This is a genomic window from Halonotius terrestris, assembly GCF_006861665.1.
In the GTDB taxonomy this organism is placed as follows: domain Archaea; phylum Halobacteriota; class Halobacteria; order Halobacteriales; family Haloferacaceae; genus Halonotius; species Halonotius terrestris.
This window is the reverse complement of the sequence record NZ_RKLU01000001.1, coordinates 213,298-221,129: the sequence shown is the minus strand read 5'-3', so window position 1 is coordinate 221,129 and position 7,832 is coordinate 213,298. Positions and strand designations below refer to the sequence as shown.

Here is a 7,832-nt window from a genome sequence, read left to right as displayed (position 1 = left end):
GNNGAGGTCTCGGAGTTCTTCAACACCTACAAAAACCTCGAAGAGGGCAAAGCGGCCGAAACGCTCGGCTGGGAGGACAAACAGACCGCCCTCGACGCGATCGAACACAGCCAAGAACTCTACGACGAGAAGTTCTGACGACGCGGTCGCTGTTTTTAGGCCTGTGACGCATACGTATGCCTGAGACGCATACCAGCGTCGTCACCGATGTGTTATGCGTATGGGTAATTATTAGTACGCAGGACGTGAAGAACCATGTACAATGAGCGCGAAAAACAGCTCCCTCGGCATCCAGCACCTCACGGTCGTCCCGACCAACTTCGAGTCGGCGGCAGCGACCGACCAGCCGACGCCGGGCGACGACTCCGACGAGGCCGACGACGAGACGTGACTGTCGGCTCGGTGTCGCCGGCTTGTCGTCGCTGTTGTCTGTTGTGATCGACGTTGCTACTCCCTGCTGCAGCCAACGAGAGGCAAACCCATTTTATGCCGCCCCTGTAAGGGACTGCTAATGGCTCACTGCGACGAGTGTGGTGCCGACGAAAACATGCCATACCAGTGCCGACGGTGTGGCCAGACCTTCTGTGCGGACCACCGGCTGCCCGAAAACCACGACTGTCCGGGGTTGGGCGACTGGAACGACCCCGACGGCGTCTTCGACAGCGGGTTCGACGACTCGGTCGATAATCCGGGTGGCACATCGAGGGTCCAACAACTGTTCAGTAAAGTGAGCAGCACCGGCGGCCCGCTGGGCTACTTCCGCGGCAACGTCGCCTACGCGTTCCTCGGGCTAATGTGGATTACCTTCCTGCTGCAACAGCTCGTCGGGCTGTTCATCGGCTTCGACGCCTATGTCTCGCTGTTCACGCTCTCGACCGCTCATCCCGAATACGTCTGGACGTGGCTCACCTCGATCTTCTCTCACGGTAGCCTCTACCACCTCGCGGCCAACAGCATCGCGCTGTTCTTCTTCGGTCCGCTGGTCGAACGCTATGCCGGCTCGAAGAAATTCGCCCTGCTGTTTCTGGTGTCGGGTGCCCTCGCCGGCCTCGGCCACGTCGGCGTCTCGTTGGCACTCGGTGAATCTTCCCGCGTCCTCGGTGCCAGCGGAGCCGTCTTCGCCATCATGGGCGTCCTCACCGTCCTCAAACCGAAAATGAAGGTCCTGCTGTTCTTCGTTATCCCGCTGCCGCTGTACATTCTGACGTTCGGCTTTGCGATCCTCTCGGTGCTGTTCTTCATTAGTCCGGAGACAGCGGGCTCGGCTGGCATGGGCAACGTCGCCCACTTCGCTCACCTCGCCGGCCTCGTGATCGGCCTGTGGTACGGCCGCCAGCTCAAAGGCGAGGTTCGGCTGCCGAACCAACTCCAGTTCGGCGGCGGCCCGGGTGGGCCGGGCGGTCCCGGTGGCCCCGGCCGCGGACGGTTCTAACCGTGGAGCCCGTTCACGCCGAATTTCTGCCGGATGCGTCGCTGTCGCGCGAAGAGATAGAATCACTTCAGCGAGAGATCGCCGACAACGCCGTTTTCGAGGATCGCTTCGCATTCGACCCCGCCGCGGTGCAGATTTCTTCGGAGCCGTCGCAGCAACAATTGACTACTGCTGCCAGTGATCCCAACAGCGATGCAGCTGCTGACGCCCCGCTCGTCGCTGGCGTCGATCAAGCCTTCCTCGATGATCGGGCGATCAGCGCGGTCGTCGTGCTGCAGGTCGGCGAAGTTGTCGAACGAACTCACGCCGTCCGCGAGCTATCGATTCCCTACATTCCGGGGTTGCTGGCGTTCCGCGAGGGTGGCCCCATCGCCGCCGCGCTGGCGACGCTCGACTGCGAGCCCGACCTGCTGTGTTTCGACGGCAGCGGACGAATCCATTACCGGCAGGCCGGACTGGCGACGCATCTCGGCGTCGTTTTCGACACGCCGAGTATCGGGATCGCCAAGAACCTGCTCTGTGGGACGCCCCGCGAGTCGGTCGATGGGCGGCCCGCTGGCTGGCGAACGCCAATCGAGGCCGCCGACGCGGTCGACTGCGCCGACGGCACGGTCATCGGCCACGCCTACCAGTCGCGGCAGTACGAGTCGTCGAACCGCCACATCAATCCGCTGTACATCAGTCCGGGCCACCGCGTCGCCGCCGAGACGACTGTCGACCTCGTCGCCGCTCTGTGTGACGGTTACAAACTCCCCGAGCCGACGCGGCTGGCCGACAGCTATGCCGACGAAATCAAAGCCGAATTGTCGTAAGCGACCGCGGTCGCTCCGGGAAGATGCCGCATAATTAACACCCCCGGCAGCAACGTGAACATGTGCAACCGAAGACGGTACTCATCACCGGCTGTTCATCGGGGATCGGGCGGGCGACGGCGCTGGCCTTCGCCGACGAGGGCTGGACGGTCTACGCGACCGCCCGCGATCCGGCGGACATCGAGACGCTGGCCGACGCCGGCTGTGAGACTGCCCGGCTCGACGTAACCGAGCAGGACGACATCGACCGCGTCGTCGACCGCATCTTCGACGAGCACGGCGTCATCTCCTGTCTCGTCAACAACGCCGGCTACGGCCAGTTCGGCCCGGTCGAGGACGTGCCGATGGACCAGGTCGAACAGCAGTACGAGGTCAACGTCTACGGCCCCCACCGCCTCATCAAGGCCGTCCTGCCGCACATGCGCCGCGAGGAGGACGGCACGATCATCAACATCTCCTCGGTCGCCGGCCGTGTTTCGTTCCCTGGCGGCGGCGTCTACTGCGGCTCGAAGTTCGCGGTCGAAGGGATGTCCGACGCGCTGCGGGCGGAGGTCGAACCCTTCGACATCGATGTCGTCGTCATCGAACCCGGCCCGGTCAAGACTGGCTTCACCGAGCGCGCCGAAGACGAAGTCGACGGGATCGACCGCTCGGGTGCCTACGAGGAGTTCTACACGATGTTCGACGACACCCAAGCCATCGGCGGCGACGGCCCCGGTTCGGTCGAACCGGAACGCGTCGCCGAGGATATCGTTGACGCGGCAAGTTCGACCAAACCGCCGGCCCGGATTCCGGTCGGCAAAGCCGCGTCGGCTGCCGTCTTGGCTCGGTTTGTTCCCGATAGCGCGCGTGATGCGGTGTGGTCGTTGCTACAGCGACTGAGCTAATGCGGCGTTTTCGGCTACAGTCCGACGTAGGGCGGCAATTGTTCGACAGCCGTATCGACGACGATCGGTTCTAATTGCCCCTGATAGCCGAACAGAGCTGAATCTTTCACCGTCACGACTGTCCACGGCGAAATATACGACGGCTTCGAGAGCGAGCCGTATTCCCAGTCCGTATCCTGCACGCCGATAGCCTCGTCTCGCTCCGTCGTCGTGATGAGCATGGCGAGATACTCGGTGCCGTGGAACGGGTGGGCGTCCGTACTGATGATCACGTAAGGGTGGTCGTCGGGATCGTCTGTTCCGTCGCTCGCGTCGAAGCCGAACGGGTCTTCGACCCAGACGACATCGCCACGTCGGATGCGGTTCGGGAGTTGGCCGCGGGTCATTCCTTGCGTGGCTCTCGATCCGGCGGTAGTTCGGCGTTGTCGGCTTCCGCCTCGCGGTCGTAGCCGCCGTACTGGTCGGTGTCGATTGCCTGCTGGCTCACGAGTGCGGCCCGACGCGTGGCGAGTTCGGCCTCGTTGATCGACCAGTATTTGTCGACGTGTTCGAGGAGGCCGGTCTCCGCGAGCCGCGAGAGCGTGCCGCGGACGCTGCCCGGTGGAATCCCGGTTTCGGCAGCGATCTCTTTCGGCGGAAAGGCCTGTTCGGAGTGGGTCGCAAGGAACTGGAGGATCGTGTGGGCATTCGTCCCCTGCTCGTAGACTGCGAGGTCGTCGTCGCGGCTCTTGAGCCGGTCGAACTCGTCTTTCGGGATCGCCATTGTATCAGTATGTAGCGCGACGTAACGCAAATAACTTTGGCCGCGCCAACTACCGCAGACAGGCCGCTACGACCCGCAATGCGCCCTCGCCGCGGACTTCATCGGCGAGCAGCGGCACGCGCTTGACCGTTCGATTCCGGAAGAGATCAGTCGCCGCCTGCAGCGCGTCCTGCTGGACCTGCCAGCGTCGCTGGCAGAACTCGCAGTCTTCGAGGTTCGGCGTGACGATCCATTCGGGATCGATCTCGGCGTCGGTGATGTCGTCGACACTCTCCATGACGCGGTTGACGACCAGCGTTTGCACCGGAATCCCGAACTCGCCGAGGCGGTCGACGAGCCGTTCGGACTCGACGACGCTCATCTCCTCGGGGATCATCACGACCCGGAAATCCGTCTGATCGGGGTCGCGCAGGACGGCCCGCAGGCGTTCGATCCGCTCGCGGAGTTCGTCGAGGTCGGCCGAGGGGTCGGGATCGTCGTCCCCGCCGCCGAACATTCCCTTGAGGCCGTCGACCATCCCGCTCATGCGCTGTCGGATGCTCATCACGCGGCCGACCATCGAGTCCATGATCTCGGGCAGTTGGAGCAAGCGCAGCGTGTGGCCGGTCGGGGCGGTATCGACGATAACGCGGTCGAACCGTGGATCGTCGAGGTATTCCAGCAGTTGCCGCATCGCTGCGGCCTCGTCGGCACCGGGCATCGAACCGCCCATGCCCATCATCACGCCGAGGCCGGCGTCGTCATCGTCGCCCTCGCCCATGCCGCCGAGCATGTCGCCCATCGGGCCGAGCTGGTCGCCGAGATCGCCCATCCCGCCCATCGGCTCGCCGTCCGCGCCGAAGATGCCGTCTTCCATCGCGGCGTCGGGGTCGATCTCGGCGGCCCACAGCGGGATCTCCTCGCGGATACGCGTCGGTCGCGCTGGGATGTCAGTATCGAGGGTGTCGGACAGCGAGTGCGCCGGATCGGTCGAGACCACCAGCGTCGCCTCGCCGCCGGCCGCACTCGACAGCGCGGTCGCGGCGGCCATCGTCGTCTTGCCGACGCCGCCTTTGCCGCCGTAGAGGACGTACTCGGGGGCGTCGACGCCGTCCGGGAGGTCGGTCGTCGTCGCCGTGACTTCGATTTCGGTGTCGTCGCCACCGGCGTCAACGGCTACTGACTCGTCAGTCCCGTCGCCCTCGTCGTCGACTTCCTCGACCGCCTCGACGTCGATATCGCTCATATTCCCCTCCAGACAGCGTGGACTTGTGTAGCCGTCGGTCGGGCATAGTCGTCGACGACGGTGATCGGCTGTCAGTCAGCAAAATAGTCGACCAGTCGCTCGGCCGCCGCCTCGACGCGCGGCGTGACCAAGGCGAACCGGATCCACTCTTCGCGGGCGGTCCCGAACGTCGCCCCCGGCATTCCCGCGACGCCGGCCTCGTCGATCAGCGTCTTCACGTTCGCCATCGTGCCCGGGAAGTCCTCAAAGCGGGCGAGGACGTAGAACGCGCCGTCGGGCCTCGTGTACTCCGCGCCGGCCGCGTCGAGCGCGGTGGTGAACGTCTCGATCCTGGATTCGAGCCGCTCGCGGGCGTCGGCGTAGTAGTCGGGGTCGGTCTCACGATAGGCTTCGTAGACGGCCTGCTGGGCCGGTCGGCTGGTGGTCACGTTGACGAGCATGTGCCGGGTTTTGGCGGATTCGATGAGGGCGGGCGGGAAGATTGCGTAGCCGACGCGAAAACCGGTGATCGCCATCGACTTCGAGACGCCGCTGGTGACGATGACGTTGTCCGCGTCGAGCGTCAGCGCGCTCTCGAAGTCGCCGGTGAAATCGAAGTGGTCGTAGACCTCGTCGACGACGACGAGCGCGTCGTGGTCGGCGGCGGTCTCGACGACCGCCTCGATCGCATCGAGGTCGTAGACCGCGCCGGTCGGGTTATTGGGCGTATTGAGCACGACGAGGGCAGTGTCGTCGCCGATGGCCTCGCAGGTCGCTTCGGTGTCGAGGCTGCCGTCGCGGTCGGCGGCGACCAGCCGGGTCTCGCCGCCGAGCATCGAGGCCTTGCCGGGGTAGTAGGGGTAGACGGGATCGATGAGGACGACTTCGTTGCCACGGTCGCTGTCGAGCGCGCGGGCCATCCCGAGGTAGTTGGCCTCGCCGGTGCCGTTGGTGACGATCACGCGGCCGGCGTCGACGTTGCGCCGGGCGGCGATCTCCTCGCGGAGCGACTGGAGCCCGTCGCTCGGCGGGTACTGGAACTCGTCGGCGTCGCCGTCGGCGTACTCGTGGAGCCCCTCACGGATCGCCGCGGGCGGTTCCCAGTCGGGATTGCCGCTGACCATGTCGATGGTGTCGCCGTCGGCGGCGTCGGCGTACTGCATGACGTGGAAGAACTTCGGCGTCTGATACTCCATACCGACGGCTGACGCGCCGCTGCCCTGTGTCTTTCGTCACTTCGCTGTCGATGTCGTCGCTCGCGGTCGACGCTGGCGTTGTTGTTGGCGGCCGCGTCGCCAGCGACTGCGCCGATCACAAAGATACACGTACCGTGGCTGTGTTGACCCACTGATGAACAAACGTGGGCACGTGCTCAACGCCGTCCTGTTGAGCGTCGGGTTGGGATACGTCTTGGAGCCGGCGGGCACGATCGAGACGGCACGGACGATGGTCGAACTGTTGTTACCGGTGACGCTGGGCGCGCTGTTCCCGGACGTCGACACCGCCTTCGGCAAACACCGGAAGACGCTGCATAACCTCCTCGTCTTGGGGATTTTCGCCGCGTGGCCGATCTACACGGGTAATCTCAACTACGTCTGGATCGGGATTGCAACGCATTACATCCTCGATGTCGTCGGCAGCACCCGCGGGATCGCGCTGTTCTACCCGCTATCGTCAAACGAGTACAACCTCCCGTTCGGGATTCCGGTCTCCAGCAGCAAATCCGACTTCGTGACGATCCTCGTTACCGTCCTCGAAGTCGGCGTCTTCGCCGGGGTGCTGTTCTACGTCTATCCCGAAGCGACGACGGTCGCAGCCGAGATGGGACTCACGATGCCGCTGTAATTCGGCGCAAAAATACTCATTGCTGGCGGCTCAATAGACGCGCACGTCGTTGAACCGACCCTCGTAGACGAGGTTTCGCGGATGAGTCGGTTCGTCGCAGGACAGCAGCAGGCGATCGATTTTCTCCCAACTGTTCTCGTAGCCGAGATGGCCGTATTCGAGGAGCCGCCGGGCGCGGTGGCCGAGCCCGTTTCGGTGGACGGCCTGCCGTGGGGCTCCCTCTCTGAGCGCGGTGACGAGGGCATCCGTCGAGTCGATTTCGCGGTCGAACCGCGTCCATGCCTCGCCGACCGTCCCCGGGAGATGGGCGTACGAGGAGCCGAAGCCCGGCAGGTCGAGCGCGGCGGCGATCCGCTGGCCGCGACGGTTCTGGTAGGGAAACAGCTTGGCGCAGTAGGTTTCGACGGCGTCGAGCCGAGCGGCGTGGGCGCGGATTTCGGGGTGGGTGAGGCTGACGTTCATGAACGCCGGGTGGGGGATCACCACGGCGGCGTCCTGTCGTTCGAACTCGGCCATCGCCCCCTCGAAGGTGATGAAATCCGCGACCGGGTCATCAAGGCCGATCGCCAGTAGATGCCGGCGGTTCTTCCAGTCGCCGGTGAAGACCTCCCGTGCCGGGATGACGAGCAGCTCCGAATCACTGTACTGCTCGGCGGCCGTTTTGATCTGCGGGAGCCGCGTGAAATGCGGCGCGTAGACGATGGCGTCCAGTCCGCGCTCCTTGGCGCGTTCGATGACGCTGTCGCTGATGACTTTGGTATGGAGGTCGATCCGGGTCCCCTCGGCGTCGGTCACGGGGAAACATTCGACTAGACGTATTAGTGGATGACGTTTTCCCGCTCCCCTTGCTGGATTCCTGCCACGATCACAGCAACCGTTATACGGCAGC

11 protein-coding genes (1 of these 11 running past the window's edge) are annotated in these 7,832 nt (G+C 64.5%); 6 read left to right on the top strand and 5 right to left on the bottom strand.

What is annotated here, in order from left to right:
• The 5 genes from EGH24_RS01140 to EGH24_RS01125 all read left to right on the top strand — a co-directional run.
• Positions 1-138 carry the end of an inorganic diphosphatase gene (locus EGH24_RS01140; protein ID WP_142978336.1) on the top strand. It extends 393 nt beyond the left edge of the window, so the window shows 138 of its 531 coding nt (coding positions 394-531); its start codon lies off the left edge, out of view; the stop codon is at positions 136-138.
• Positions 139-262: 124 nt separating this feature from the next.
• The gene (locus EGH24_RS15740; RefSeq protein WP_281284918.1) at positions 263-391 is read left to right on the top strand and encodes a hypothetical protein; all 129 of its coding nucleotides are present in this window, start codon (positions 263-265) and stop codon (positions 389-391) included.
• Between the two features lie 120 nt (positions 392-511).
• Positions 512-1,432 carry a rhomboid family intramembrane serine protease gene (locus tag EGH24_RS01135; protein WP_142978335.1) on the top strand — a complete coding sequence of 307 codons (921 nt, stop codon included), beginning with the start codon at positions 512-514 and terminating at the stop codon, positions 1,430-1,432.
• Between the two features lie 2 nt (positions 1,433-1,434).
• Entirely contained in the window at positions 1,435-2,244 is an 810-nt protein-coding gene (locus tag EGH24_RS01130; RefSeq protein WP_142978334.1) for an endonuclease V, read from the top strand.
• A gap of 62 nt (positions 2,245-2,306) precedes the next feature.
• Positions 2,307-3,131 (top strand): SDR family oxidoreductase, encoded by an 825-nt coding sequence (locus tag EGH24_RS01125; protein ID WP_142978333.1) that lies wholly within the window; start codon positions 2,307-2,309, stop codon positions 3,129-3,131.
• 14 nt (positions 3,132-3,145) lie between these two features.
• Here EGH24_RS01125 and EGH24_RS01120 read toward each other — a convergent pair whose 3' ends face one another.
• The 4 genes from EGH24_RS01120 to EGH24_RS01105 form a co-directional block, all read right to left on the bottom strand.
• Complete coding sequence (locus EGH24_RS01120) at positions 3,146-3,517, bottom strand: type II toxin-antitoxin system PemK/MazF family toxin (RefSeq protein WP_142978332.1); 372 nt, start codon at positions 3,515-3,517, stop codon at positions 3,146-3,148.
• Positions 3,514-3,894, bottom strand: a complete 381-nt coding sequence (locus EGH24_RS01115; protein ID WP_142978331.1) for a helix-turn-helix domain-containing protein — start codon at positions 3,892-3,894, stop codon at positions 3,514-3,516. Before EGH24_RS01115 ends, EGH24_RS01120 begins: the two co-directional genes overlap by 4 nt.
• Positions 3,895-3,943: 49 nt before the next feature.
• Positions 3,944-5,119 (bottom strand): ArsA family ATPase, encoded by a 1,176-nt coding sequence (locus EGH24_RS01110; protein WP_142978330.1) that lies wholly within the window; start codon positions 5,117-5,119, stop codon positions 3,944-3,946.
• A gap of 71 nt (positions 5,120-5,190) precedes the next feature.
• Complete coding sequence (locus tag EGH24_RS01105) at positions 5,191-6,294, bottom strand: pyridoxal phosphate-dependent aminotransferase (protein ID WP_142978329.1); 1,104 nt, start codon at positions 6,292-6,294, stop codon at positions 5,191-5,193.
• Positions 6,295-6,448: 154 nt separating this feature from the next.
• Here EGH24_RS01105 and EGH24_RS01100 point away from each other — a divergent pair, with 154 nt between their 5' ends.
• On the top strand, positions 6,449-6,943 hold the full coding sequence (locus EGH24_RS01100; RefSeq protein ID WP_142978328.1) for a metal-dependent hydrolase: 495 nt from the start codon (positions 6,449-6,451) through the stop codon (positions 6,941-6,943).
• 30 nt (positions 6,944-6,973) lie between these two features.
• On the opposite strand, the gene EGH24_RS01095 is transcribed toward EGH24_RS01100, so the two are convergent.
• On the bottom strand, positions 6,974-7,762 hold the full coding sequence (locus tag EGH24_RS01095) for a PHP domain-containing protein (RefSeq protein ID WP_394348358.1): 789 nt from the start codon (positions 7,760-7,762) through the stop codon (positions 6,974-6,976).
• Positions 7,763-7,832 lie beyond the last annotated feature (70 nt).